General features: G+C 61.5%; 25 protein-coding genes. 11 read left to right on the top strand and 14 right to left on the bottom strand.

Annotation, left to right across the window (positions count from 1 at the left end; all coding sequences use genetic code 11):
- The first annotated feature begins 377 nt into the window (after window positions 1-377).
- A complete protein-coding gene (locus HQL56_02805) occupies window positions 378-1,346 on the top strand; it encodes a glycosyltransferase family 2 protein (protein ID MBF0308448.1) in 969 nt (322 codons plus the stop codon).
- Here HQL56_02805 and HQL56_02800 read toward each other — a convergent pair.
- From HQL56_02800 to HQL56_02790, 3 genes are all read right to left on the bottom strand, one after another.
- Window positions 1,332-2,438, bottom strand: coding sequence for a glycosyltransferase family 4 protein (locus tag HQL56_02800; protein MBF0308447.1), 1,107 nt, complete (start codon window positions 2,436-2,438; stop codon window positions 1,332-1,334). The genes HQL56_02805 and HQL56_02800 overlap by 15 nt on opposite strands.
- 292 nt (window positions 2,439-2,730) lie before the next feature.
- Entirely contained in the window at window positions 2,731-3,312 is a 582-nt protein-coding gene (locus HQL56_02795; protein ID MBF0308446.1) for a superoxide dismutase [Fe], read from the bottom strand.
- A 29-nt stretch (window positions 3,313-3,341) separates the two neighbouring features.
- A complete protein-coding gene (locus HQL56_02790; GenBank protein MBF0308445.1) occupies window positions 3,342-3,938 on the bottom strand; it encodes a peroxiredoxin in 597 nt (198 codons plus the stop codon).
- A 273-nt stretch (window positions 3,939-4,211) separates the two neighbouring features.
- On the opposite strand from HQL56_02790, the gene HQL56_02785 reads away from it, so the two are divergent.
- From HQL56_02785 to HQL56_02770, 4 genes are read left to right on the top strand one after another with little or no spacing between them, the layout of a single operon-like run.
- A complete protein-coding gene (locus HQL56_02785) occupies window positions 4,212-4,811 on the top strand; it encodes an SRPBCC family protein (protein ID MBF0308444.1) in 600 nt (199 codons plus the stop codon).
- A gap of 7 nt (window positions 4,812-4,818) precedes the next feature.
- Window positions 4,819-6,270, top strand: a complete 1,452-nt coding sequence (locus HQL56_02780) for a hypothetical protein (protein ID MBF0308443.1) — start codon at window positions 4,819-4,821, stop codon at window positions 6,268-6,270.
- 21 nt (window positions 6,271-6,291) lie between these two features.
- A complete protein-coding gene (locus tag HQL56_02775; GenBank protein ID MBF0308442.1) occupies window positions 6,292-6,951 on the top strand; it encodes a response regulator transcription factor in 660 nt (219 codons plus the stop codon).
- 1 nt (window position 6,952) lies between these two features.
- A complete protein-coding gene (locus HQL56_02770) occupies window positions 6,953-8,281 on the top strand; it encodes a sensor histidine kinase N-terminal domain-containing protein (protein MBF0308441.1) in 1,329 nt (442 codons plus the stop codon).
- A 123-nt stretch (window positions 8,282-8,404) separates the two neighbouring features.
- Here the strand turns inward: HQL56_02770 and HQL56_02765 are convergent, their stop codons facing one another.
- The 6 genes from HQL56_02765 to HQL56_02740 are packed head-to-tail and all read right to left on the bottom strand — an operon-like array spanning window position 8,405 to window position 14,054.
- Window positions 8,405-9,622 (bottom strand): NnrS family protein, encoded by a 1,218-nt coding sequence (locus HQL56_02765; GenBank protein MBF0308440.1) that lies wholly within the window; start codon window positions 9,620-9,622, stop codon window positions 8,405-8,407.
- Window positions 9,619-10,980 (bottom strand): DegQ family serine endoprotease, encoded by a 1,362-nt coding sequence (locus tag HQL56_02760; GenBank protein MBF0308439.1) that lies wholly within the window; start codon window positions 10,978-10,980, stop codon window positions 9,619-9,621. Before HQL56_02760 ends, HQL56_02765 begins: the two co-directional genes overlap by 4 nt.
- A gap of 13 nt (window positions 10,981-10,993) precedes the next feature.
- The gene (locus HQL56_02755) at window positions 10,994-11,431 is read right to left on the bottom strand and encodes an NUDIX hydrolase (GenBank protein MBF0308438.1); all 438 of its coding nucleotides are present in this window, start codon (window positions 11,429-11,431) and stop codon (window positions 10,994-10,996) included.
- Window positions 11,397-12,089, bottom strand: coding sequence for a lipoyl(octanoyl) transferase LipB (gene lipB / locus HQL56_02750; GenBank protein ID MBF0308437.1), 693 nt, complete (start codon window positions 12,087-12,089; stop codon window positions 11,397-11,399). The genes HQL56_02755 and lipB overlap by 35 nt, the downstream gene beginning before the upstream one ends.
- Entirely contained in the window at window positions 12,079-12,951 is an 873-nt protein-coding gene (gene lipA, locus HQL56_02745; GenBank protein ID MBF0308436.1) for a lipoyl synthase, read from the bottom strand. The genes lipB and lipA overlap by 11 nt, the downstream gene beginning before the upstream one ends.
- Window positions 12,951-14,054: a bifunctional oligoribonuclease/PAP phosphatase NrnA gene (locus tag HQL56_02740; protein MBF0308435.1), complete on the bottom strand. Its 1,104-nt coding sequence runs from the start codon at window positions 14,052-14,054 to the stop codon at window positions 12,951-12,953. The genes lipA and HQL56_02740 overlap by 1 nt, the downstream gene beginning before the upstream one ends.
- A 163-nt stretch (window positions 14,055-14,217) precedes the next feature.
- Between HQL56_02740 and HQL56_02735 the strand changes: the two genes are divergently transcribed.
- From HQL56_02735 to HQL56_02720, 4 genes are read left to right on the top strand one after another with little or no spacing between them, the layout of a single operon-like run.
- A complete protein-coding gene (locus HQL56_02735) occupies window positions 14,218-14,646 on the top strand; it encodes an OsmC family protein (protein MBF0308434.1) in 429 nt (142 codons plus the stop codon).
- 7 nt (window positions 14,647-14,653) lie between these two features.
- On the top strand, window positions 14,654-15,301 hold the full coding sequence (locus tag HQL56_02730) for a thiol:disulfide interchange protein DsbA/DsbL (protein MBF0308433.1): 648 nt from the start codon (window positions 14,654-14,656) through the stop codon (window positions 15,299-15,301).
- Window positions 15,298-16,053 carry an electron transfer flavoprotein subunit beta/FixA family protein gene (locus HQL56_02725; GenBank protein MBF0308432.1) on the top strand — a complete coding sequence of 252 codons (756 nt, stop codon included), beginning with the start codon at window positions 15,298-15,300 and terminating at the stop codon, window positions 16,051-16,053. Before HQL56_02730 ends, HQL56_02725 begins: the two co-directional genes overlap by 4 nt.
- The gene (locus HQL56_02720; protein MBF0308431.1) at window positions 16,050-16,991 is read left to right on the top strand and encodes an electron transfer flavoprotein subunit alpha/FixB family protein; all 942 of its coding nucleotides are present in this window, start codon (window positions 16,050-16,052) and stop codon (window positions 16,989-16,991) included. Before HQL56_02725 ends, HQL56_02720 begins: the two co-directional genes overlap by 4 nt.
- 42 nt (window positions 16,992-17,033) lie before the next feature.
- On the opposite strand, the gene HQL56_02715 is transcribed toward HQL56_02720, so the two are convergent.
- Window positions 17,034-17,966, bottom strand: a complete 933-nt coding sequence (locus HQL56_02715) for a CHAD domain-containing protein (GenBank protein MBF0308430.1) — start codon at window positions 17,964-17,966, stop codon at window positions 17,034-17,036.
- Between the two features lie 421 nt (window positions 17,967-18,387).
- Between HQL56_02715 and ppk2 the strand changes: the two genes are divergently transcribed.
- Together ppk2 and HQL56_02705 are read left to right on the top strand one after the other, a co-directional pair.
- Window positions 18,388-19,281, top strand: a complete 894-nt coding sequence (gene ppk2, locus HQL56_02710; protein ID MBF0308429.1) for a polyphosphate kinase 2 — start codon at window positions 18,388-18,390, stop codon at window positions 19,279-19,281.
- Between the two features lie 126 nt (window positions 19,282-19,407).
- The gene (locus tag HQL56_02705; GenBank protein ID MBF0308428.1) at window positions 19,408-20,169 is read left to right on the top strand and encodes a cytidylate kinase-like family protein; all 762 of its coding nucleotides are present in this window, start codon (window positions 19,408-19,410) and stop codon (window positions 20,167-20,169) included.
- A gap of 135 nt (window positions 20,170-20,304) precedes the next feature.
- On the opposite strand, the gene HQL56_02700 is transcribed toward HQL56_02705, so the two are convergent.
- The 4 genes from HQL56_02700 to dnaK all read right to left on the bottom strand — a co-directional run bounded on the left by HQL56_02700 (window position 20,305) and on the right by dnaK (window position 25,396).
- On the bottom strand, window positions 20,305-20,646 hold the full coding sequence (locus tag HQL56_02700) for a hypothetical protein (protein ID MBF0308427.1): 342 nt from the start codon (window positions 20,644-20,646) through the stop codon (window positions 20,305-20,307).
- A gap of 160 nt (window positions 20,647-20,806) precedes the next feature.
- On the bottom strand, window positions 20,807-21,622 hold the full coding sequence (gene dapB, locus HQL56_02695; protein MBF0308426.1) for a 4-hydroxy-tetrahydrodipicolinate reductase: 816 nt from the start codon (window positions 21,620-21,622) through the stop codon (window positions 20,807-20,809).
- Window positions 21,623-22,215: 593 nt separating this feature from the next.
- A complete protein-coding gene (dnaJ, locus tag HQL56_02690) occupies window positions 22,216-23,379 on the bottom strand; it encodes a molecular chaperone DnaJ (GenBank protein MBF0308425.1) in 1,164 nt (387 codons plus the stop codon).
- A gap of 91 nt (window positions 23,380-23,470) precedes the next feature.
- Complete coding sequence (gene dnaK, locus HQL56_02685; GenBank protein MBF0308424.1) at window positions 23,471-25,396, bottom strand: molecular chaperone DnaK; 1,926 nt, start codon at window positions 25,394-25,396, stop codon at window positions 23,471-23,473.
- Window positions 25,397-25,492: the final 96 nt, after the last annotated feature.

Here is a 25,492-nt window from a genome sequence, read left to right as displayed (position 1 = left end):
CCAAAAAGAAACGACGCACCCAGCAAGCCCCAGCGAATATTGGAAAAAACCCCGCCGTAAACCGTCTGCAGCCCGGCCAACGCCGCCACATAGAAGAAAAGACAAAAATAAAAAATAGCATGCATGATGTCGCGATGGTTGAAAGTTGGGGGTTGCGCCGACGCCGCCTCCTTGGAGTTTAGCAGGGTGTTCCCCGCGATACCAGATTCCCCATTCCTCCAGGACAATCCCCTGTGTAAGCCCCGGAAATCGGCCTGTCTCTCGGAACAACCCTGTGGTAGCATTCACCGGCTTGTTTCGAATTGCGGCGACACATGGAAAACGGGACTGCCGACCCATCGCCCCAACCGGTCTTGCCCAGGGATACACCGGAAACCATGACCACCCCTCCTCCGCTCGGCATCCTGATTCTGAACTGGAATGGCAAACGGTGGCTGGAGACCCTGCTGCCCTCTCTCGCCAAACAATCGGGCGTTCCGGTGCGCCTCTATCTGGTGGACAACGCCAGTACGGACGACAGCCTCTCCTGGGTCGAAGAACACCATCCCGAGGTGATCCACATCCGTTTTCCCCAAAATCTGGGCTACAGCATGGCCTACAATCTGGCCATGCCCATCGCTTTCGACGATGGCTGCGACTGGGTCATCTGGGCCAACAACGATCTCCGGCTCGAAGAGGGCTGCCTGCAAGCCATGCAACGCGCTACGGAATCCTCCCCCTGCGCCATTCTCGGTCCAGCCTTCCTGGACTGGGAATCGGACCAACCCAATGGCTACATGTGTGGCAAACACCCGCAACTGCTCCCCGCCATGCGTCAGGGCAGTCGCGAAGTCCAGGAGGTGGATTGGGTGGAAGGCTCGTTCCTGATGGTCAACCGGGCGTGTGTGCAACAGGTGGGCGCGCTGGACCCCTTCCTCTTCTTCTACTGGGAGGAGACCGATTTCTGCCGCCGGGCTCGATATCAAGGCTTTCGAGTGGGTTTGGTCCCCAACGCCCTGGCCCGCCACTTCGCCGGCGGCTCCATGGCGCAGAATCAGGCGGTCAACCGTTTGAAATCACGCAACTATTATATTTACAAACTGGCGGATCCCAACCGCTCCTTCCTGGCAAACACCGGCTCGGCGTTGCACCTGTTCCTGGCCCGATGCCGACAATTCCTCTTCCGGTGGCAATGGCGTCCCCTGCTTGCGGAAGGGGCGATTTTCGGGGGGATCCTGCGCGACCTCCTACCCATTCACGGCAAATGGCGACGGGATCGCGAGCGGATTCGCCCGCCTCTGACCACCTCGGCGTACGCCCACATCACCCCGACGGTCATTTACCCCTCTCCTTCAGGAGAGAGGTGATCCGCTGCAAACGGATTCGTACATGGCCACATACTCCCGAATCAGCATCTCCCAGGAGAAGCGCCGGAAGGCCGCCTCCTCCCGTTCCCTTGTCGGCAGGGCCTGCGGCATTTCCGCAATGGCCTGCCGCAAGCGCCCCTCTTGCGCCATGTCGATCAGTCGCGCCCCGGTTCCTTCCGCCAGCCACTGGTAGACCGGTCCACGATGGGCGATGACCGGCACACCCGACAACATCGCCTCCACCGTCACCAGTCCGAAGGCCTCGGTCAGGGAACACAGCACGAAGAGGTCCGCCGCGCCGTAGAGCAGGGCCACACGCTCCGCAGGCCAGGTCAGGAAGCGGAAGCGGTCGCCCAGCAGACGCCGCCCCTCCTCCTCCAGCGCCGGGGTATCGCCCGTGCGCTGCCCCGCCGCCACCAGCCAGTAACGCTCCGGTAATCCGCCCATCTCCTGCAGCAGGTAGTCGATGCGTTTGTGTTCGCGCTTCAACGCCGCCACCGTCAGCACCAGCACCGCCTCGGGCGGAATGCCCAACTCCCGCCGCACGGCTTCCCGGCTTAGGGCCGTGCGTGGGTGAAACCGGTCCGCGTCCAGGCCGTAGGGCAAAAGAAAGAGGCGTCGGGCCTCCATGCCGAAGCTCACCGCCTCTTCGAATCCCGGACCCGTCAGAAGCTGGGCGTAGTCGCAGCGATGGTGGTAATGCACTGCGGGGGATGGCGCACCGTTGCAGTAGAGCAGCTTGAAATGGCCGCCGAAACGACGCCGCAGATGAAACAGGGCGCTGCCCATGACCAGTTCGTTGTAATGCACCAGATCATGGCCGCCCCGGCGAAGATGGGCGTAGATCGCGAGAGCGAAGGAGCGTTTTTCCAGCAGATTGGCGCGGAACTCCCCGAACCAGCGGGCGGGAAGGTCGTGGCGGTGCAGGTTCGGCACCACCACTCGCCGCTCTTCCGGCTCACCGCCACCGGCGAAGAGGGTCACATCCAGATCGGGAACCCGGCGGCGCAGATTCTCGAACAGACTGCCGGTAAAGGCCTCGAATCCGCGATGAATGCGACCGTGTCCGGTGGAAACCAGGGCTATTTTCACGTCTCTTCCCGAGGGAGTGGCTAAACGGCAACGAGGTAGCAGCATCCTTTTAATCTTTATCTTTTAATTATCAAAAAAAGAAAATGTTCTGTCCGTTGACTTTTTTTATTTGCTCTTTTATATATCTATAATATTTGTGGACTCATTTTATACAGGAGAAAGAAAGTCAAAGGATAGAACATTTTTCTTTTTTTGATAGTTAAAAGATAAAATATTAAAAGGAATCTGCCCTCCACCGCAAAAAGCGGGCCTCGCGGCCCGCTTCTTCGGTACTGCTGTCACAACCGGATCGTCACGCGGCAAAATTGGCTGCCACGAACTCCCAGTTCACCAGATTCCAAAAAGCCTCGACATACTTGGGCCGGGCATTGCGGAAATCGATGTAATAGGCATGCTCCCACACATCGCACGTCAACAAAGCCTTCTTGCCCTCGGTCATCGGGGTCCCGGCGTTGCTGGTGCTGAGCAGATCCAGCGACCCGTCCGCATTCTTGACCAGCCAGCCCCATCCGGAACCGAAAGTGCCCACCGCCGTCTTGGTGAAGGCCTCCTTGAAGGCCTCGAAAGAGCCGAACTTGGCATTGATGGCCTCGGCCAAAGCGCCGCCGGGAGCGCCGCCACCCTTGGGGCTCAGGCAGTTCCAGTAAAACGTGTGGTTCCATACCTGAGCGGCGTTGTTGAACACCCCACCGGAGGATTTGCGAACCACTTCCTCCAGGCTCAACCCCTCCAGATCGGTCCCCTTGACCAGATTGTTGAGGTTGGTGACGTAGGTCTGGTGATGTTTGCCGTAATGAAACTCCAGGGTCTCCCGGGAAATATGGGGAGCCAGATCATCCATCCCGTAAGGGAGTGCAGGCAATTCAAAAGCCATGTTCGTTTCTCCGTGTCTCAAGGGGCCGATTACAGCTCGCTGGCGTGTTGAGCCAGATAGCTGGCCACACCGTCGGTGCTGCCCTTCATGCCCGGCTTGCCCTTGTTCCAACCCGCGGGGCAAACTTCACCATGCTGCTCGGTGAACTGGAGGGCATCCACCATGCGCAGCATCTCGTCGACATTGCGCCCCAAAGGCAGGTCGTTGATCACCTGATGCCGCACCACACCCTTGGCGTCGATCAGGAAAGAACCCCGCAAGGCAACGGTGTCATTGATCAGCACATCGTAGTCACGGGAAATCTGCTTGCTCAGATCGGCCACCAGGGGATACTGCACGGGACCGATACCCCCATCCTTGATCGCCGTGTTGCGCCAGGCCCAGTGGGAGAAGTGGGAGTCCACCGACACACCGATCACCTCCACGCCACGATTCTTGAACTCCTGCAGACGATGGTCGAAGGCAATGATCTCCGAGGGGCACACAAAGGTGAAGTCCAGCGGATAGAAGAACAAAACCACATACTTGCCCTTGTACTCCGACAAGCTGAGGGACTTGAAGGAGCCATCCGGCATCACGGCCTGGGCGGTGAAATCGGGGGCCTGCTTGGTGACCAATACGCTCATCGTTTCATCTCCTCAATCGTGCAAATCAAGGGGCGCTTTGCCCCGAAAACGGGTTCATTGTTTCTCCCAGACGCCTTGCAGCGGATCGTTTCGATCTGGCTGTCAATTTATAATCAATTTTGTTGCCGTGTCAACAGAAAAATCGCATTCCCTCTTCCTCTTTCGCCTTCGGCATCCACTCCTTCGTTCAGGACTTTTTAACATTGCACGGATTATGCTTGCTTTTGAGCCTCAATGGATCTCACGGATTTCCAACGGGTCGACGGATCGAAGATGAAGCCTCTTTGCCAGGTTATTGCCGTTCTATTGACACTTGCCACCCTGTTTTGCGCGGAAGCCCCGGCTGGGGAGGTGCTTCGCTCCAGCGTAGGGCATGCCTCGGGAGAGTACACCCTGCACCTGGAGATGCGCGTACAGGGAGAGCCCGAACTGCTGCGCAAACTCATCACCGATTTCGATCATCTTGGACAACTCAACCGAACCATCGTGGAGAGCCGCCGCCTGGCCTCGGACAAGCCACGGGTCGAAAAGATGCGGGTGGTCATGCAGGAGTGTCTCTTCCTCTTCTGTCCCCGCCTGGTGCAAACCCAGGAGGTGCGGCAGACGGATAACGGCGATTTGATGGTGACCATCGTACCCGAAGAGAGCGATTACGAAAAAGGGAGTTCCCTCTGGCAGTTCGTGGAAGAGTCCCCCGGCCTGACCCGTGTCACCGTCGAGGCCCGCATGACGCCCCGTCTGCTGATTCCCCCGTTGCTGGGCCCCCCCATCGTCGCCGACCTCCTCTTCCGACGCTCCCTGGACATGATGAACAATCTGGAACGGCTGGCCACCTCGGTGGCGGCAGTATCCTCCAGCGCCGAAAAAAGCTGATACCGCCATGCCCGGCCTTCTTTCCCGGTTCGTTCTACCGCTCTCCTTGGGGGTATCGCTGCTGGGAGGATGCGCCAGCCAACCCCGATCGCTCTCCCCTCTTGCTCTGCCCGACGCGACGGATATCCCCTCCTGCCGCGCCTTTTACGCGGAGTTGGCCGATGAGGTGGGACACCAAGGCGTGAACGATGCCCAGACCGTGCCCTTGCCCGGATATCCCCACTATCGGGTGGACCGCTTTCTGGCCGCCACCGCCACCCTGCCCGCCCGCGACGCCTGGCTCGACCTGGCCCAGGCCTCGGGACTGACCGGCTCAGGGGTGGAACTGGCCAATCTGCAGGCCCCTCCGCAGTGGAAAGAGCAGGCCCGAAACAGCCTGCAACGCTGTTCCGCCCTTCTGCGTCGGGCCGACGAAAACGCCTCCGGCTTGGAAAGCGTGCGGCGGACGGTCGCGGTGCCCCCGGAATACCAATCCTGGAAACAGCTTCTGGGCCTCTATTGGCTGACGGTGCAACCCATGAAATGGGGTGTGACCCGTCTGCATCGGGAGATCGGGCAGACCTTCGCCACCCCCTTGGACACTCTGCCGGTTGAAGGGAACCTGATCAGCTATGCGCCCCCGGAAGAGATCGCTCCCCTCTCCCCGGAAGAGCTGAAACCGCTTCTGAAAGCGATGGCCGACCATCCCCTGGGCACCCCGGCCCTGGATCCCTCCCTCCGGGAGCGGCTTTTCGCCACCTTTGCCCCGACCTGGGAGGTGGATGTCGCCTCATGGGCCGACCAACCCGGCGAAATCGTCCTGGAAAAGGGCCAACCACGGGTCAACACCGCCAAGCCCATGGTCTACCGCCACCTCTCCCATACCCGTTTTCAGGGCCGGACCCTGACGCAGCTCAACTACATCCTCTGGTTTCCCGCCCGACCCATGAGTTCCCCCTTCGATCTGCTGGGGGGCAATCTCGACGGCCTGACCTGGCGGGTCACCCTGGGAACCGACGGTCAACCCCTCCTGCAGGATACCATTCACAATTGCGGTTGTTATCACCTTTTCTTCCCTGCACCGGGTCTGAAGCCCAAAGAGCCGGAAACCCTTTCGGAAGAGGCCGCCTTCGCACCCCAACCCCTGGAGAGCGCCCCCCGCGCCACCATCCGGCTGGCCCACGGCAGCCACTTCGTACAGCGCGTTCACCACGCTCCCTCCCCGCTGCGGGTACCTTATGCCTGGGAGGAGTATCAAACCCTGCGCTCCCTGCCGGACGGCGCCGCGCACCGCAGCCTGTTCGGGGCGGACGGCATCGTGACCGGTTCCGAACGGGGCGAACGCTGGCTCTTCTGGCCCATGGGCGTGCCCGAACCGGGCGCCATGCGGCAGTGGGGACACCATGCCACCTCCTTTTCCGGTCAGCGCCACTTCGACGATGCCGATTTGCTGGACCGTCTGTTTCACTACACCCCATAATACCTTGATGGAGGAATCCCCATGCGCCTGCTCCTGGTGGAGGACGATACCCTGCTGGGAGACGGCATACGCACCGGTCTGGCCCAGGAAGGGTATACCGTCGAATGGCTGCAGGACGGCGAAGAGGCCGCGCAAGCCCTGGAAACCGACCGTTTCGACCTGCTGATCCTGGACTGGAACCTGCCGAAACTCTCCGGAATCGAGGTTCTGGCCCGTCTGAGAAAACAGGGGGTTGCCCTGCCGGTGTTGATGCTCACCGCCCGCGACACGGTTGCCGACCGGGTTCGTGGTCTGGATGGCGGGGCCGACGACTACCTCGTCAAACCCTTCGACCTGGAGGAACTGGCGGCGCGCATCCGCTCCCTGCTGCGCCGCAGCCATGGCCGCAGTTCACCCCAACTGGAAAACGGACCCCTGCTGCTGATCCCCTCCAGCCACGAAGTCTTCTGGTACGGCAACCGCGTCGATCTCTCCCCGCGGGAATACGCCCTGCTGCTTCTGCTGCTGGAAAACGCCGGGCGCGTGGTCACTCGGGAACGGGTGATCGACACCCTCTACGGCTGGGAGGGGGAGGCCGAAAGCAATACCCTGGAGGTCTTCGTCCACCGCCTGCGCCGCAAGTTCGACGCCGAACTGATCCGTACCGTGCGCGGCATCGGCTATGTCATGGAAAAGCACTGAAATGGTCTCCATCCGTCGCAATCTGCTGGAGGTGGTGCTGTCGGCGTTTCTGGTCATCTGGCTTCTCATCGGGCTTCTGACCTATGTTCGCGCCCGGCACGAGGTGGAGGAGCTTTTCGACGCCCAACTGGCCCAAGCCGCTCGGGTTCTGGACGGATTGACCCACGACCCCGCCTCCCGAACCATGCCCTCCCTCGCGGGCAACGATGGTGACGGGCACCGGTACGAAAAGAAAATCGCCTTCCAAATCTGGCGGGAAAACCGGCTGATCATGCGTTCCCCCAACATGCCCGAGGCCCCTCTCTCCCTGAAAGCGGGGTTCTCCGACCGGTGGATGGATGGAGAGCAGTGGCGCATCTTTCACCTCGCCTCCGATGATAACGGCCATGCCATCCAGGTGGGCGAAAGCTATCGGGTACGCAACGAACTCACCGATCGCATTCTGCTGCAGGTGCTGCTGCCCCTGCTGGTGGCTTTGCCGCTTCTGGGGTGGGTGCTGTGGCACCTCATCGGGCGGCAATTATCCTTCCTGAGCCGCATCTCCCATGAGATTGCCGGTCTTTCCTGTCGGCAACTCACTCCCATTGCGCCGAGCGGTCCCCAGGAGATTCAGCCTCTGTTGTCCGCCATCAACGAGATGATGTCCCGTGTCGACCGGACCCTGGAGCGGGAGAGGCGTTTCACCGCAGATGCCGCCCACGAACTGCGCACCCCTTTGGCCAGTCTGCGCATTCAGGCCCAGGTCGCGGTGCGGGCCCGCAACGACGCCGAGCGCGACAACGCCCTGAAGCAGATTCTGGTCGGCTGCGACCGAGCCACCCACCTGGTGGCCCAACTGCTGACCCTGGCGCGGTTGGAACCCAATATCACCGAAAAGGGCACGGCCATCGTCTCACTGGAAACGCCGCTCAAACAGGTTCTGGGTGAACTGGTCCATCTGGCACTGGAAAAACAGATCGACATCTCCCTGGAGGAGATCGATCCGCCGTTCCGCATCGTCGGAGAAGAGGCCATGCTGGCCATTTTGTTCCGCAACCTGTTGGACAACGCCATTCGCTATGTGCCACAGGGAGGCCGGATTCAGGCCGTGCTGCAAGGGGGGGAGTCGGGAGTTCTGTTCCGGCTGGAGGATTCGGGACCGGGCATTCCCGAAGCGGAGCGGGAGACCCTGTTGCAGCCCTTCAAACGGGGTGCGGCAACCGATTCCTACGGATGCGGACTGGGGCTTTCCATTGTGGCGCGCATCGCCAAACTGCATGAGGCGGAGCTGGTTTTGGGGGACTCGGCGGGGTTGGGGGGGTTGAGTATCAGCCTGCGCTTTCCTGTTTGACTTTTTCTGTTGTTTGGTTTTATATAATATAATTTATTTAACGGAAATAGATAAAGTCAAAGAATAGAACATTTTCTTTTTTTGATACTTTAAAGGCAACATATTGAAAGTCAAAAGTAGGTCTCATCCGGGCCTTCCGTCGATGCGTGGTCTCGTCAGCATGGGCCAGAGCAGAAAAGCCTCCAGTGAAAAGGCCGCCATCCACAACACACCGGAACCCAAAATCCCCACGGCATAGGAAGCCCCCGCCAGACGAACCAACACCGCACCGGCCAACAGAAGAAAAACCGGCCACAGCAAGCGCTGCATGGCCACCGGTCGACCGGTATGGGCCATGGATACCCGAGGCACGATACCGGCGGCAATCAGGCCCAACGCCCCCACGGTATGGGCATGCCAGGCCGTGGTTTCCGGCAAGACCGCCCACAGCAGGGCCGCCCCCCGCAACAGATAGCCCAGGGCCAGCCACAAATAGCCCAGATGCAGCACCCACACCATGGGCACATGGGCCACCCGCACGGAACGCCAACCCATCAATCTCACCAGATGAACCCCTCCCACCCCGAGCAGCACCGCGCCGCTCAGACGGGAATCGGGGGCCAGCAGATCCGCCAGGATGACCCCCGCCATGGCCAGATGCGCCGCCATTTCCACGACAGGCGGCGGCCGGAACCCGGCCTGCTCCGCCGGGGGCAGAGCCGATTTGGTGAAATTGACGAACATGCGCCCCGCCAGAATGACGATGATCCAGAGCAGGGCGTCCACCCCCAGGCGCAGGCCCAGGGTGGCGCCGCCGTGCAGAAGTCCCAGTCCATCCAGGTGGAACAGCAGGTTGCCCAGCCCCCACAAAACGAACAGCGGCGGAAAGACGGCATGGATCCACAGCCGGGTGCGGGCCATGGGCCAGAAGAGAATGACGGCGAACACGAAGAGGTAGGAGCCGTCCACCACCGCCACCAGCCAGGGGGGGAAGAGAGCGGCGAAACCCACCATGAAACGACCCGCCAGCCACCCGAAGAGCAACAGGGCCAACGGCCAGCCCCGGAAGGGCGGTTGCCCGGTCCAGTTGGCCACCGCCGTCAACAAAAAGCCGCTGGCCAGCCCCGCCAGCGCCCCGAAGAGCATTTCGTGGCCGTGCCAGGCGGAGGGAGAGAGGGCGCCCGACCAGACAAGCTCCCCGGAAAAGAGGCCGAGCCAGAGACCCATGGCCACCACGGACCAAAGCAGCGCCGGCAGGAAAAAGGCGCGAAATCCGTAGACCAGGGCAATCGGTCCCTGGGGGGTGGGAGGAGCCGGGGCGGCGCTACCGGCAGCTTTGAGATGCAATGAGACGCTCTTCATCGCAGCATGATCAGCAAGTTTTCCTTGCCCCGCATCACTTGCAGCAACAGACCCTGTTTGACCGAGCCGATGGCCTCGCTCAACTCCGTCTGGTTCTGCACCTTCTTGCGATTGACCGCGATCAGCCGGTCGCCCGCCTGCAAGCCAAGGCGGGCGGCGGGAGACTGGGGCTCGATCTTCTTCACCAGGATGCCCTCATCCCCTTCGGGAGGCAGGCTCTCGGTCTCCAGAGTCGCCCCTTTCAGCCGGGCATCGACCCGCCCACCCTCAACCGTCTCCTTGGAAGGAAGGGTGACGATCACCTCCTTTTCGAGGCGTTTGCCCCCGCGCATCAGGGAGAGGCGCACCTTTTCGCCGATGCGCACCAGGCCGATGGCATTGCGCAAGGAGGCGGAGTCGGGCACCGGGCGGCCATCCACCTCCACGATGACATCCTCCACCTGAATGCCCCCCTTCTGGGCGGCGGAACCCTTGACCACACCGCTGACCAGCGCCCCTTCCGGTGCCGAAAAGCCCAGGGCGCGGGCCAGTTCCGGGGTCAGATCCTGGGTTTGCACCCCCAGCAGACCGCGTCGCACTTCGCCGTATTCGGTCAATTGGGCCACGATGCGGCGGGCCATGTTGACGGGAATGGCGAAGCCGATGCCGACGTTGCCGCCCCCCTTGGCCAGAATGGCGGTATTGATGCCCACCAGCTCGCCACGCAGATTGACCAACGCCCCGCCGGAGTTGCCGGGATTGATGGAGGCGTCGGTCTGGATGAAATCCTCATAGCCCTCGATCCCCAGCCCACGCCGTCCCAGGGCGCTGACGATGCCGGAGGTCACCGTCTGGCCCAGACCGAAGGGATTGCCGATGGCCACCACGAAATCCCCCACCCGCAGCCCGTCCGAATCCCCCAGGGAGAGGGCGGTCAGGTTTTCACCGGGAATGCGGATCACCGCCACATCGGTATCGGGATCCACCCCCACCTTGCGGGCTTCCAGAATACGACCGTCGCTCAGGCCGACGCGAATCTGCTCCGCCTGGCCGATCACATGGCTGTTGGTGATCACCAAGCCCTCACGAGCGTCGATGACCACCCCGGAACCCAGGGAGCGTTGCACCCTCTCCCGGGGACGCCCCAGGGAGGGCAGTTCGAAAAAGCGCTTGAAGAAGGGATCGTTGAACAGGGGATTTTCCGTCATCTGCACCACGGAGGCTGCGGCGATATTGACCACCCCCGGCGTCACCTTTTCCAGCATGGGCGCCAGCGAAGGCACCGGCTCGCTGCCGAGGGACCACGGCAGCCCCCCTTCCACCACGGCAGCCGTCCCCAGCGCCAGCAGCAGTCCCAGGCCGCCCAGAAGGCGCCCCACCCGGCGGCGAGGCTCATTTCCCGATTTTCGGCAATGTTCCCTGTTCCCGATAGACACGGTAGTCCTCCAAAATGCGTCCATGGTCGAAAGCGATCGGTTCCGGCAGGGCATCGAGGGAGACCACGATGGCCCGGGCGGCGTCGTCCGCCCCCTCGGGCAGTCCGTCGGCGGTGGCCACATAGACGGCGCTGACGGTGTGTCCCCGGGAATCCCGGGCCGGATCGGAGTAAATGCCCAGCAAGGCCTGGAGCGTCACCTTCAGGCCGGTCTCTTCCTGCGCCTCCCGCACGGCGGCGGCCTCGATGGTCTCCCCCACATCCACGAACCCTCCGGGAATGGCCCATCCCGGAGGCGGAAAGCGCCGTTCGATCAGGACGAAGGGTCGCTGTGGCAGACGGGGCAGTTCGATGATGATGTCAACCGCCAGACACGGCGTGATGGGGCGAGCCATGATGTGTATCCTCTTCGCGTTCCACTTGCCAGGATCCTACCGCAAAAATGCGCCCAAAACTCTCCAGGAACAAGGTCTCCAGAGTCTCCCGCGACAGGGAAAGGCCCAAGGCGGCCAGGGAGGTCACCGGACGATGCAACCCACAGGGCACGATGCCGCCGTAGGCCGACAGATCCGGATCCCGATTCAGCGCCAGGCCGTGATAGCTCACTCCCCGAAACACCCGCACCCCCAGGGCGGCGATCTTGGCGCCCCGCACCCAGACGCCGGGGGCCCGGGCATCCCGCTCCCCCTCCAGGCCCAACCGGGAGAGGGTGTCGATCACGCAGGCCTCCAGCCGCTCCACATGGGCCTTCACCCCCACCAGACGGGGAAAGAGGGGCGTCAGCACATAGGCCACCAACTGCCCCGGCCCGTGATAGGTGGTGCGTCCGCCCCGATCGGTGGCCACCACGGGGATCGTTCCCGGCGCCAGCACCTCCCTCTCCCGCTCTCCCGAACGACCCACGGTATAGACCGCATCATGCTCCGTGAGAATCAGGGTGGGCAAGGCCAAACCGGCGACGATGGCCTCCACCTGCCGACGCTGCTCCGCAAGCGCCACCTCGTAGGATTGACGCCGATGGCGTCGCAGCAGGAAGGTCGTCTCAGGAATCATGCAGCAGTTCACCGGCATGCCAGGAAGAGCGTACCAGGGGATGACTGGCCACCCGGGAGAAACCCATCTCCTTCGCCCTGCGCCCCAACAGCTCGAACCATTCCGGCTCCCAGTAGCGTTCGACCGGATGGTGTTTGGCGCTGGGACGCAGATATTGCCCGATGGTCAGCATCTCCACCCCGGCATCGCGAAGCTGGTCCAGAAGCTCGTAGACCTCTTCCGCCGTCTCCCCCAGCCCCAGCATGAACCCCGATTTGACCACCACCTCGGCCCCGGCGTCACGCCAGCGTCGCGCCTGGGCCAGGAGGGTCAGCGAGGTGAGGAAACGGGATCCGGGTTTGACCTGCGGCCAAAGGCGGGAGACGGTTTCGATGTTGTGGTTGAACACCGCGGGTCGGGCTCGCAACACCGTCTCCAGATCCGCCGCGCGGCCCTGGAAATCGGGTGTCAGCACCTCGACCCGAGGGGTGTGGGGCAAGGCGCGCAAGGCCTCGATGCAGGCCGCGAAATGGCCGGCCCCTCCGTCCTCCAGATCGTCCCGGTCCACGGAGGTCAACACCACATGGGAAAAACCCACCTCCGCCACCAGAGCGGCCAACCGCTGCGGCTCTTCGGCATCAACCGCGTCGGGCCGTCCGGTCTCCACGTCGCAAAAAGCACAACGCCGCGTACAGCGGGTGCCCAATATCATGAACGCCGCGCTGCCGCCCCGCCAGCAGCCGCCGATGTTGGGGCAGTTGGCCTCGACGCAGACCGTGGCCACGCCGTGACCCTGCAAACGTCGGCGAAATTGCAGAAATTCCGTGGACAACGGCGCTTCCACCCGCAACCAGCGCGGTTTGGCCACGACCGGGGCAGCCATCACTTGGTCTCCACGCCGATCTTGTGCAGCAACTTGCGCCGGATCTTGCTGTTGAAGGCCTCCCACTTGACCCGGTCCATCTCCGGATCGTCCTGACCCGAGAGAAAGCCCAGAGAGATTTCGAACCCCCCGGCGTTGGCCTTGCCCCCGCCGTGGAAGTGGCCGTTTTCGTCCTGACCCAGGGCCTCTTTCAAAAAGGTGTCGGGGGAGAGGGTCAGTTTGGTGGTACGCAAACTGCCGTGAATCACATCCTCGCCTCCGGTATTGACCACCACGCCGAAGACCACCACGGTATGGATGTTCTCTTCGGTCAGCAGAAAATCGGCTGCCTGGGGAATGGCGTCCCGGTCGGTGGAGCGCAGATAGCCCACCCCGGCGATACAGAAACCGTCCCGTTTGTCCCGATCCGCCAGCGCCACCCGAATGATCTCCATCACTTTGTGGTTGCGCTTCTGGTGCAGGATCTCCATGAGCAGCTCGGAATCGACGAAGGGTTGCAGGAAGGCCGCCGCCTCGAAATCGAGGGAAAGGGCCTTGATCATCGAGCCGGTATCGGAAATGATGCCGTGCATGAGAGCCGTGGCCAGGCGGCGATGCTCCTCCTTGCCGGGAAGAAGGGTCAGCAGGCCCTGTTTCAGGTAGGCTGTCAGGATGGAGGCGCAGGCTCCCACGGGACGCAGATCCTGAAAAACGGAGGGGATCCTCTCCTGAGCCACATGGTGATCGATCATGGCGATCACGGGGGTTTTCTCGCGTTCCAGCAGGCTCGTCAAGGAGGTGGTGGTGCCCTGGGAGTCCACGAAAATCGCTCCCTGGTAACGGCGCAGGCCGATCTCGTCATTCTCCCAGCGTTTCACCGGAATGTTGACCAGATTGATCAGTGCCAGGTTCTCCTGATGGCTGATGCGCCCGCCGTAGACGATATCGCACTCGATGCCGAACTCGGCGGCGATCATGCGATAGGCGAAGGCGGAAGAGAGCGCATCGGGATCCGGATAGTCCTGAATCACCACGACGTGACGTTCCCGGCTTTTGGATTCCAGCAAGCTCTTGAGCTCCTGGGTCTTCTCATCCATCATGCCGCTTGCAGCGACCTGGGACATGGGCGTTCTCCGTATCGGGGGATACCATGGCGGAAGTGTGGCAGTATAACCCCCTCTTGCCCATTTTCCCAAGCAGACATTGACTTGCCGGGAAGAGAGGGAGAGCCTGAGCGGATTCCCGAAGGGGAAGCCTTTCCATTTCCAGACAAGAGGATGTGCAACAATGGCCAATCTCACGGCGCGCGTCAAACTGGTTGAAGGTCTGCTGATGTTGGGTGAATCGGGTTCCGGCCATGCCCTGGTCATGGATGCCGCCAAAGAGGTGGGGGGCAGTGATCTCGGAATCCGCCCCATGGAACTGCTGCTGCTCGGCATGGGCGGCTGCTCTTCCATCGACGTGGTGACCATTCTGCGCAAAGGCCGCCACACGGTTACCGATTGCGTGGCCGAAATCAGCGCGGAACGCGCCCCCACGGATCCGAAGGTCTTCACCGACATCACCGTTCACTTCACCGTCACCGGCAAGGCCTTGCCGGAAGCGGCGGTGGAACGGGCCATCCGCCTCTCCGAAGAGACCTACTGCTCCGCCTCGGCCATGCTGTCCAAAACCGCAAAGATGCACTTCACCTTCACCATCGTGGAAACGGCCTGATCGTGCCATGAAAACCAACCTGTCCCGTCGCACCTGGTCCGCTCTTTTTTTCGGCGCCCTTCTCGTTTGGGCCGTACCGGTGGTTCCGCCAGCAACGGCTGCGGAGCTGAAGGCCGGAGAGGATTACGAACTCGTTCAACCGCCTGTTCCCTCGGCGGAAGGCAAGGCGGAGATCGTGGAGGTGTTCAACTTCACCTGCCCGCACTGCTTCAACCTGCACCCCTCCTTCGAGGAGTGGGCCCGGAAGAACCGGGAACGCTTCCTCGTTCGTTCCCTGCCCATCTTCTGGGGCAATCAGACCGATCTGCCGCTGCGGGCCTATTTCGCCGCAACCTATCTGGGTCAGGGGGAGGCCATGCAGAACGCCATCTTCCGCCTGCATTTCGAGGAGAGCGGCGATATCGAAAAGATGGAGGAACTGCTGCGCCTGGCCAAAAGCCTCAAGCTGGATCCCGGCACCTTTCAGGCCCACATGCAATCCTTCGGCGTCACCGCCAAGGTGAACCAGGCGAAAAACCAGGCCAAGGAGTGGGGCGTCCGTTCAACCCCGACGCTGGTGATCAACGGGCGCTACCGCGTCACCCCCGTCATGAGCAAGGGGGATCTGTTCCGCATGTTCCAGGTGATCGAGGAGCTGGCCCAGAGGGCGCCATGATTCTGCTGGTCGGCATCAAGCAGGTGGCTGATCCCAACCATCCGGCCCGACTGGGCCCGGATGGTTTCGCCGTGGAGTGCGGCGATGCGGCGGAGGTGCCCAACCCCTTCGACCTCATCGCCCTGGAAGCCGCCTTGCGCTGGCGGGAGGCCGGGGTGGCCACCGAGGTGATCGTGGTCTCCGCCGGCCCGCCATCCTGGTCGGAAGGCTTGTCCACCTGTCTGGCCATGGGTAGCGACCGGGCCATTCTGGTCGAGCTTGCCGAAGCGCCGGACGCCGGAACCGCCGCCGCCATTCTGGCGGAGACGGCCCGGCAGGTCGGGGCCGCCTGGCTCTTCACCGGACGCCAGGGGGTGGATCGGGATCTGGGCGTCACCGGCATGATGGCAGCGGGCCTGTTGGGATGGGCGCAAGCCAGTCAGGTGGTCGAACTCGGCCCGCCGGACGGCGAGGGGGGAGTGACACTGCTTCGGGAGGTGGACGGTGGACTGGAAAGCCGCTATCTCCATCCACCGGGAGTCATCAGCGCCGATTTGCGTCTGGGCGAGCCGCGATGCGTGACCCTGCCCGCCATTCTGGCCGCCCGGCGCAAACGGGTGGAACGGCTGGAGGCGGCGGCATTGTCGCTGCCCTTCCTTCCCGGCTGCCCGGTAGTGGCCCGCAGGGAGCCCTCTCCCCGTCCTGGGGGACACCTTCTGCGCGATGTCGCCGAATTGATGGCGCGTCTGCGACCCGAATTCACCACACCATGAGCCGGTTGATTCTGGCGGAGACCCGGGGCGGGCAGTTGACCACGGCGACCTGGCATACGGTCGGAGCCGCCGCCGCCCTCCCGGGCCCCCTGGAGATGCTGATCGCCGGCTGGCCCCTGGAGGAGCCCATCGCCCTCCCCGCCGGCCTCGAACGGCTCCTGCTCTGCCGCCATCCCGCGTTGGCCGGGCAGACCCCGGAACTCCTGGCCGACCTCGTCGCTTCGCTTGCCGGGCGCTATCGCACCCTCCTGGCCCCGGCCACCTCCTTCGGTCGTCAGCTCCTGCCCCGCCTGGCCGCCCGGATCGCCGCCCCCTTCATCCCGGAAATCGTGGCCATCGACGGGCCGCATCGCTTCGTGCGCCCGGCCTTCGCCGGAAACATCCTGGAGACGATACAAGCCCCTCCCGAAACTTCCCCCCTGCTGTTGAGCGTGCGTCCCAGCGCCTTTCCCAGGGCGCTGCCCGCCACGACCCAACCACCGACCGAATGGTTGGCCCCTCCGGCGACCTCCCTTCCTCACGCGGCGTTCCGGGGATTCCGCGCCTCTCCGGGAGACCGTCCGGAGCTGGGCAGCGCGGCCATCGTGGTGGCGGGCGGAAGAGGTCTGGTGGAAGCGGAAGGCGGTTTCGCGCTGCTGGAACAACTGGCGACCCGGTTGGGAGCGGCCATCGGGGCCACCCGTTCCGCCGTGGATGCCGGACTGGCTCCGGGGGACTGGCAAATCGGACAGACGGGAAAGATCATCGCGCCACGGCTCTACATCGCCATCGGAATCTCCGGCGCGGTGCAGCACCTGGCCGGAATCAAGGGCGCGGGAACCATCGTGGCCATCAACAGGGATGCCGGCGCCCCGATCTGCGCCATCGCCGATTATGTGATCAATCAGGATTTACGGAAGGTACTGCCGGAATGGCTGGCCCGTCTCGAGGCATCGTGACCGGAGGAACCGATCGGTTCCCCCGGTCAACCCGACCGGTAACTATCGGTTCAAAACCCAGGGAGCCGGGGCGCTCACGAAGGTGGCCCAGGCGGGCCCCAGATTGCCGCGCAACTCTTGATACTGTCTGGAACGCCAACCCACCAGAGCGCCCGCGTAGAGCAGGGTTTCGTGGTCGGCGACCCCATCCAGCAGGCTTTCCATGAGGTGGTGGGTCACGGTGACGTCGTTCATGATCCCCAGGATACCCTGCAGCCCCTTGAGATGCACGTTGAAGTCACTCATGCTCTTTTTATTGAACAGGGGAGTGAAGAATTCGGTGGCGTAACGCAGCTTCTTGCATTCGATGCGCAACTGGTGCAGCTCGGTGGTGGAGAGTGTGCCGATATCCTGTCCGGCCCCGATCACGGTTCCGAAACGGTTGCCCAGGATCTTGACGGCGAAGCGCAGAATGCTGGCCCGCATCTTCTCCCGCACCACCCCTTCCAGGTCGGCCTGATACCAGCCTCTCTGTTCCAGCCATTGATCGAAGCCTTCCCGAAAGGCGGTGTAGCGCTCGCTGTCGAACATGGCGCGCACCCGCTCGTAGCCCTGTTCCCGTTTGGCCTTGGCGATGTCGAGCAGCTTCGCCTCGCCTTCGGGCAGGGGAATTTTGTCCTTCATGACCGCGAATCCCTCGGAGATGAGAACGTCCAGATCGCGGGCCGTGCCCAGTTCGCCGGCGGCCCAGCGCATCTCTTCGCCCCAGGGATCGGAAATGGTGCGCGGAATCGCCTTGCGAAACACCACGACGGCGGAGCGCAAGCGACGCAACGCCACCCGGACCTGGTGAACGCCTTCGATATCCTTGCCTTCATAAGCAATGGGAGCCCATTCCAGCATGAATTGGAAATTGGCCGCCAGAATTTGCCCGAAGGCCTCTTCCGTGCTTAGCTCGGGGCTCAAAGCCACGGGCTTCATCTCGATCGAACCCATTTTCATCCCCTTATGGCTGTTGCGGGCCTGGTCTGGGCCCGGTACGCAAAATATCAATCCTTCTCTCCCTCCCTTTGGTACAAAGGGGGATTTTAACGAAATTTGAGGCTTTTGTCCATAAGCAGGCTGAGGGGCATCCCACATTCCACGGCACGGCACTCACGCCATTTCGCTGATGGAATGGATATTTCTCCCGGGGTCGCTGGACAGATGCCCTTAATCGAAATATAGTGGAACCGGTTTTCCTGAAGAAGGAACCGGGCACCGTGATTCCGCAAAGGGATTCCCGCGATGGCCCGGTCTGGACGCTCTGTACCGGAACGCCCGGGTGTTTCGGGTGTGCCGGGTGAACGGGTTCGCCGTGCAAGGCGTTGTTGATTCCGGGTTGATTGTATACCACCGTATACCTGACGAGGAGCATATGTCCGACAAATCCAAGCATGTCAAAATCCCTGCCAAGAAGCCGGTTCATGGCGAGGAGACCCTGCCCCACGCCCATGCCCATGCCCAGATCATCCTTGGCGCAGGCAGCAAAAAGGCGCTGCCCAGCTCCCGTCCCAAGCTCAAGAAGTTGAGCGAGGAGGATTATCTCAAGGAGATGGAGCCCCTCCACATCGAGCTGGTCAAGATGCAGAACTGGGTCAAGGAGAACGGCCTGAAGATCCTGGGCATTTTCGAAGGTCGGGATGCCGCGGGCAAGGGTGGCACCATCAAGCGTTTCATGGAACACCTCAACCCCCGCGGTTGCCGTGTCGTCGCTCTGGAAAAGCCGACGGAGAAGGAACGTACCCAATGGTACTTCCAACGCTACATCCAGCACCTGCCCGCCGGTGGCGAGATCGTCATGTTCGACCGTTCCTGGTACAATCGCTCCGGCGTGGAACGGGTCATGGGATTCTGCGAGAAGGAGGAGGTGCGTGAGTTCCTGCGCGCCGTGCCCGAATTCGAGCGCATGCTGGTTCATTCCGGAATCATTCTCTTCAAGTTCTGGTTCTCGGTCAGCAAGGAAGAGCAGTTGCGCCGCTTCAACTCCCGCCGCGAGGATCCCCTCAAGCAGTGGAAGCTGAGCCCGGTGGACAAAGAGTCCCAGGACAAGTGGGAAGAGTACACCAAGGCCAAGGAAGACATGTTCTTCTACACCAACACCTCTTCCGCGCCCTGGACCATCATCAAGTCGGACGACAAAAAGCGCGCCCGTACCGAAAGTCTGCGCTATTTCCTGAGCTGCCTGGACTACACGGGCAAGAACAAGGATCTTCTGGACTACGACCATCGCCTGGTTCGCACCGTTCAGGAAGAGCTTGGCTTTGATTGATCCCTGACCTCGCGAATGGACTTCGGAAGGCCGGTCACACCGACCGGCCTTCGCTTTCGCGTATGTGTCTTGATGGGTGTTACTCCCCTTCGAAACCATCTCCGCCATACGGGTGAAATACGAGGTATGGGAAATAAAAATCTTGGTCTTATCCAATCCATCGTCGGAGCGGGACTCTTCGCGGAATCGAGCGAAACCCCGGGCTCCGGGGAATACCGGTTTCCCGTGGTCACCCTCTCCCGTCAGTTCGGCGCCGGGGGGACCGAAATCGCCCGTTTGCTGGCGGAGCGGCTGCAAGTCCCCCTGTATGACCGGGAACTTCTGCACAACATCATCAAAGTAGCCAAATCCGACAAGCATTTGATGGAACGTCTGGATGAGCGCGTTACCAACTTGTGGGACGATTTCGTGCATGCCTTTCTGTCCAAGAAAGGCACCAACAAGGAGCAATACCTGCGCAATCTGACCCGGGTTCTGCTGGGCATTCTGCGTTCCGGCGGGGTTATCGTCGGGCGCGGGGCTCATATTCTCCTGGTGCGTTATCCCGTGTTGCGGGTGAAGATCACGGCTTCCGCCGACACGACCATCAAGCGGGTTTCGGAGCGTTTGGACATCAAGAAGGTCAAAGCCAGAGCCCTGATCGAACGAACCAATATGGAGCGGGACGGTTTTGTCGACCGGCTGAAGAAGCGTTATCCTTCCGACAAGGAGGAGTTCGATCTGGTGATCAACACCGATCTTTTCGACCCCCCGGCAGCTGTGGAGCTGATACTTCTGGCCATGGGGAAAGCGGGCTTGGCGATTGCTCCGCCGAAAGTGGCCGTTGTCGAAAATGAGCCGGGCGTCGAGGGGAACATTGGCCTGACCATGGACTCTTCGGAAGGCTGAACGGTCAGGAGAGATCCGGGTGATAAAAAACCACCCATCCCTTGCGGGATGGGTGGTTTTTTTATGCTGCCTGGATGGAAACACAGAGGTCCAGGGGGTATCATCCCCCCGCATACCGGAACAGAAGCCCCCGTTCTACTCTTCGGACTCTTCGTCCTCTTCCTCTTCTTCTTCCTCCATCTCCAGCGTGTCCAGGGTGCGGCCCAGAAAATCCTGGATGCGGCGCTTGACCCCGAAGGATTTGGACTCCTCCTGCAGAAGAGCGGCGTAGTTCTCGATGGGCTCGAAGGCGTAATGCAGCAACTCGTCCTCCTGGATGACATCATCCAGAATGTAAATCTCCTGCTCCTCGGGGAACCAGGAGTCCACCTTGAAGTGTCGGGAGGCCTCCAGTTTGGTCAAAACGGCGTCCCGGTTGCCAAAGGTAAGGGTCAACTCCTGACCCGGCTTGATCGATGCCACCTCGATGCTGTCCACGCCGTTTCTCCTCTGCCTTGACGGTTAGTAACAACCCACAAACCCCCTTTTCGGCCAACAAGCCCCGAAAAAGAAGATCGCAAGCTGGGCGATTCTGCTGCAAATCGATACGAATGAAAACAAAGGAATCACAGAGTGAAAGTCCGTGACTTATCCTCGCTTACTGCAATCCCAGTATGTGTCCCATATCATACAGTCCCGGTGGACGTCCCACCACCCATTTGGCGGCCATTACCGCTCCTTTGGCAAAGGACATGCGACTGGAGGCCTTATGGGTCAACTCGATGCGCTCGCCTTCACCGGCAAAGAGAACGGTATGGTCTCCGACCACATCCCCGCCACGGATGGTGGCGAAGCCAATGGTGGAGCGGGGGCGGGCTCCGACCGCTCCCTGGCGGCCGTAGACGGCATCACGGCTTAAATCGCGTCCCAGGGCCTTGGCGATGCCCTCACCAAGTCGCAGGGCCGTTCCGGAGGGGGAATCCACCTTGTGGCGGTGATGGGCCTCGATGATTTCGATATCGAACTCTTCCCCCAGAGTTTTAGCCACCTGTTGGCTCAACTGAAAGAGCAGGTTGACGCCGATGCTGAAATTAGGGGACATGACCACGGCAACTTCGCGAGACAAGGCGGTCACCGCCTCCCGCCCCGGAGCATCCAAACCGGTGGTTCCGATGACCAATGGCTTCTTGAAACTCCGGGACCGGTCGAGGTTTCGCAGGGTGGCTTCGGGGATGGAGAAATCGATGATGACGTCGGATTGGGTGAAGAGTTGGTCGGGATTTTCGCAGACGGTTACGCCAAGGGGTGGGACACCGCAAAGGTCGCCCAAGTCGCGACCGATGACGCCGGATGCGGCGTGATCGCAGCCTCCGGTCAGACGGCACCCTTCCTGGACCAGAACGGCCTGCGCCAGCATGCGCCCCATACGGCCTCCGACACCGAAGAGACCGATTCCCAGAAGAGGTTCGCTCATCAATCGCCCTCCAAATCACGGGGGTCCGGGGGGATTATCCCCCCCGGCGGAGATTGGACTCGGGCCATCCATGGCCCTCGCCCTTCGGGCGCCGCTTTGCGGCGTCCAATTCGGCTTTCCTGCCGAATTGTGGAGGCAGAGCCTCCGAGGTTCTATTTTTGGTTTTTTCTTGTTCTTTTATTCCTCTGGAAGGCTCCCCTTCCAGGGGAATAAAAGAACAAAACAAGTCAAAGACAACACATTGGGGACTCCGTCCCCAAACCCCGGCTGGGGACCATGATGATCCCCAGACCCCTGCAATAATGCAAAAATGAAACAGAAACGGAATTACTCTATCCTTTCAGGCTCGCCCGGCTCATGGTCATGCTTCTTCAGCGGCCTTTCGCCGAAAAGCATGACCATGAGCCGGGCGAGCCTGCCATCGGTCGTGCCAAGGGCCAATCGTCCGAATGATTGGCCCTTGGCACGACCAGCTTGCCCTGAGTGAGCGAATGTAATCAGAAAAACCCTGAGGCACCGCTCCACATCCCGCCGGGGGGAGGATAATCCCCCAAGACCCCGGGATTAATCATACAGACACGACAGAAAGGAACTCAGGAAGAGATCTTTTTATCGAAGAATTCCTTGACCTTGTCCAGGAAGGAGGTCGATTCCGGCTGGGAATCGGTTTCCGACACCCGCATGAACTCCTCCAGCAACTCCCGCTGCCGACGATTGAGATTGACCGGCGTCTCCACCCGCACCTCAACCACCAGATCCCCGTAAACCCCGGGCCGATTGAGGTGAGGCAGCCCCTTGCCCCGCAAAACCAGGTGCTTGCCCGTCTGACATCCGGCGGGAAGATTGACCCGCGCCTTGCCGTTCAAAGTTGGCACATCGAGCTTTTCGCCCAACGCCGCCTGCGGAAAAGTCACCGGAACCTGACAAAGCAGATTGGGCCCCTCCCTCTGGAAAAAGGGATGAGCCTCCACTTCGATACCGATATAAAGATCACCGGGAGGACCACCAAACAAGCCCGCCCCACCCTCGCCAGTCAAGCGGATACGGTTCCCCGAATCGACTCCGGGGGGAACCTTCACCGTGATGGTGCGCTCTTTGCGGACACGCCCCTGACCATGACAATCGTTACAGGGATCCCGAATGATCTGTCCCTGCCCACGACAAGTCGGACAGGGGCGGGAGATGGCGAAAAAACCCTGCTGCGTGCGCATCTGCCCCGATCCGGAACACATGCTGCAGACTTCCGGGCCACTGCCCGCTTTCGCCCCGGTGCCCCGGCAGGTTTCACAACCGATGATGGTCGGAAAACGCACCCGCTTTTCGGTGCCTTCCATGACCTCTTCCAAGGTGACGCCCAGGTCGTAACGAAGGTCGTCGCCCCGCATGGGGCCGAACCGATTGCCACGCCCTCCCCCGCCACCACGGCTGTTACCGAAGATGTCCCCGAAGAATTCTTCGAAGATGTCCCCGAAACCGCTGAACTGGGATCCGTCTGCCGAAAAGCCGCCCGGACCACCACCGCCACCGCCGCCCTGATTCAATCCGGCATGGCCGAATTGATCGTAAACGGAACGTTTCTGCGGATCCTTCAGGACCTCGTAAGCCTGATTGATCTCTTTAAACTTGGCTTCCGCATCCTTGTTCCCCGGATTGCGGTCGGGATGGTACTGCATGGCCAACTTGCGGTAGGCCTGTTTGAGTTGGGCCTCGTCGGCATTACGTGGCACCCCCAGCAGTTCGTAAAAGTCCTTAGGCATCTCGCAACACCGACGACGGCAACTCAACAACCCCTATAGAAAAAAGGTGTCGCCACCTTCCACACCCATACATCCGCCGGAACGCGGCGTCCTACTTGTCCTTGACCTCTTCGAACTCCGCCTCCACCACATCGTCGGCACCGCCCTTGCCCGCCGACTTGCCTCCGCCCTGGCCCCCCTGGTGGGGACCGCCCGCACCCGGAGGCGGTTCGCCCTGATCCTTGTAGACCGCTTCACCGACCTTCATGGCCAGTTCCACCAACGCCTGGGTACGGGTGGTGATGACTTCGGCGTCATCCTTGTCCATTACCTCCTTGACATCGGCAATGGCCTTTTCCACCTCGGACTTCAACTTGGCATCCGCCTTGTCCCCAAGCTCCTTGAGTGACTTCTCGACAGAGTAGATCGCGGAGTCGGCATTGTTGCGCGCCTCGATCAACTGCCGCTTCTTGCCGTCCTCGGCGGCAAACTGCTCACCTTCCCGCACCATGCGCTTGATCTCGGCTTCGGAAAGTCCGCCCGAGGCCTGAATGCGAATGGACTGCTCCTTGCCGGTGCCTTTGTCCTTGGCGGAGACATTGACGATACCGTTGGCATCGATATCAAAGGTCACCTCGATCTGGGGTACACCCCGGGGAGCCGGAGGCAGGCCGACCAGATCGAACTGGCCCAACAACTTGTTATCCCCGAACATCTCGCGTTCGCCTTGAGCCACGCGGATGGTCACCGCCGACTGGCCGTCCGCCGCTGTGGAAAAAATCTGCGACTTCTTGGAGGGAATGGTGGTGTTTTTGTCGATGAGCTTGGTGAATACCCCGCCCAGGGTCTCGATGCCCAGGGAGAGAGGGGTGACATCCAGCAACAGGACATCCTTGACCTCACCCTTGAGAACCGCGCCCTGAATGGCGGCGCCGATGGCCACCACCTCATCGGGATTGACCCCCTTGTGAGGCTCGCGGCCAAAGAAGTCGGTCACCACCTTCTGGATCTTGGGCATGCGGGTCATGCCGCCCACCAGCACCACTTCGTCCACCTGGGAAACGCCGAGACCGGCATCGCGCAACGCCACGCGGCAGGGTTCCAGAGTCCGCTGCACCAGCTGGTCCACCAGGCTCTCCAGCTTGGGGCGGGAGAGACCGACGTTCAGGTGTTTGGGACCCGAAGCATCGGCAGTGATGAAGGGCAGGTTGATATCGGTCTGCGTGCTGTTGGACAGTTCGATCTTGGCTTTTTCCGCCGCCTCCTTGAGGCGCTGCAGGGCCATGCTGTCCTTGCGCAGGTCGATCCCGTTCTCCTTGCGGAACTCGTCGGCCAGGTAGTCGATGATGGCCTGGTCGAAATCCTCCCCACCCAGGAAGGTATCCCCGTTGGTCGATTTAACCTCGAAGACCCCGTCCCCGATCTCCAGGATGGAGATGTCGAACGTGCCGCCGCCGAGGTCGAACACGGCGATGGTCTGCCCCTGCTTCTTGTCGAAACCGTAGGCCAGCGCCGCCGCCGTGGGTTCGTTGATGACCCGCAGCACGTTGAGGCCGGCGATGCGGCCCGCATCCTTGGTGGCCTGACGCTGGGCATCGTTGAAATAGGCCGGCAGGGTGATCACCGCATCGGTGATCTTCTCGCCCAGGTAATCTTCCGCCGTCTGCTTCATCTTCTGCAGAATCATCGCGGAAACTTCGGAAGGGCTGATGCGACGACCCGTCGCTTCCACCCAGGCGTCGCCGTTGTCCGCCTTGACGATCTTGTACGGCACCAGCTTGATGTCCTTCTGGGTCATCGGGTCTTCGTAACGACGCCCGATCAACCGTTTGATGGCAAAAAGCGTATTGGTGGGATTGGTAACCGCCTGCCGCTTGGCCGCCTGACCAACCAGCCGCTCCCCGGAGGAGGCGAAAGCCACCATCGACGGGGTGGTGCGGTTGCCCTCGCTGTTTTCGATCACTTTGGGGGAACCACCTTCCATGATGGCTACGCAGGAGTTCGTCGTCCCCAAATCAATGCCAATCACCTTTGCCATGGCAAGTCTCTCCGCCTGGATGTGTACCTGAAAAGCCGGTCGTGGAATGAACCCCACTCGACATTTCGAGTGGAAGCCGTGCTTTTCATATGGGAA

The organism is Magnetococcales bacterium, from assembly GCA_015231925.1.
In the GTDB taxonomy this organism is placed as follows: Bacteria; Pseudomonadota; Magnetococcia; order Magnetococcales; family JADGAQ01; genus JADGAQ01.
The sequence above is the reverse complement of the archived record's forward strand: the minus strand, read 5'-3'. Positions and strand labels throughout refer to the sequence as shown.